Raw genomic sequence first — 1,059 nt, forward strand, 5'->3', positions numbered from 1 at the left:
ATGTGGGTAGCTTTAGAACATAGATATTTTTTAGATTATACATTAGATCAATTAAAGACTGTTAAAGGAATCTCTAATTTAGATTCACGCATTATTTTCACATATAATGCAAAGAGATCTGTTGCCATTAACAGCTTATCGCTTTTATGGTGGTCTGTTTACTATACCATCGATGAAGAGTGTGAATCTGACCCGTATCATCTAACTAAATTTTTCTTCAAAACTGCTCGACGAGGGACAAAAATGGCTTGGCTTTCAAGCAATGTAATCTCTTCGAGAATTGTAGCATTAGGAATCTTAGAAGGGATCGAAGACTTAATTATTAATGGAAAAATTAAAGGTGGTCGCTATGCCTTTACAAATGCAAATAAATTAGTTAATCAAGTAGGGGCTACAGGCGTTGTGGATGTATTAGATAGAAAGGATATTAAAGAAATAGTCGTTAGTGATTTAGACGCTATGGACAAGACACAAGTAAATTAAAAGTGGTTATAAAGGAATTAAATGTAGTGACAACCTTCCTTTTATAAAAAAGATATCCGCTATAAAAAGGTGTCTCAAGTTTCATACTATATCCAGATGATGCTCGTTTATTTTTCCCTTACTCTGTTTTGGCAAAAGAGGTACACCAATTTCGATTCACAGAGAAAGACTTTGAAACGGTTGATTCAGGTTCTTTTTTTGTATAATATATCTTATGTAAACTAAAATAAAAAGCAAACTAAAAATCCAGTTTTAACTAAATCCTTAGTTTGCTTCTATTTTTTTGTATCAATCTTCGTTGAATTATTTTTTAATACATCTGTCGTTGCCTCTTTTAGCTCATCAAATTCACCCTGATAAGTGGCAATTTTAACTACAAATCCTACGACTTCCTGATTTTCCATTTTTAGTGAGTAGCCGTTTAGCTTGAGAAAAATATATGCCGCTAGAAATGCAGTACGTTTGTTTGCATTATGGAATGGATGTTTTTTGATCAGATTTATTAAGAGAACTGCTGCTTTGCTGAACACATCAGGATAGAGATCTTTTCCAAAAATATGCTGTTTCGGTTGATTT

2 protein-coding genes are annotated in these 1,059 nt (G+C 32.6%); one reads left to right on the forward strand and one right to left on the reverse strand.

Annotated features, from left to right (window positions below; all coding sequences use genetic code 11):
• The coding region (locus HMPREF9088_RS10545) for a DUF6339 family protein (RefSeq protein WP_007209236.1) at positions 1-483 on the forward strand (483 nt) is incomplete at its 5' end.
• Between the two features lie 275 nt (positions 484-758).
• On the opposite strand, the gene HMPREF9088_RS10550 is transcribed toward HMPREF9088_RS10545, so the two are convergent.
• Positions 759-1,059: type II toxin-antitoxin system death-on-curing family toxin (locus HMPREF9088_RS10550; protein WP_040367580.1), on the reverse strand; the 301-nt coding region annotated here is incomplete at its 5' end.

Origin of the sequence: Enterococcus italicus DSM 15952 (assembly GCF_000185365.1) — a bacterium.
GTDB lineage: Bacteria > Bacillota > Bacilli > Lactobacillales > Enterococcaceae > Enterococcus_G > Enterococcus_G italicus.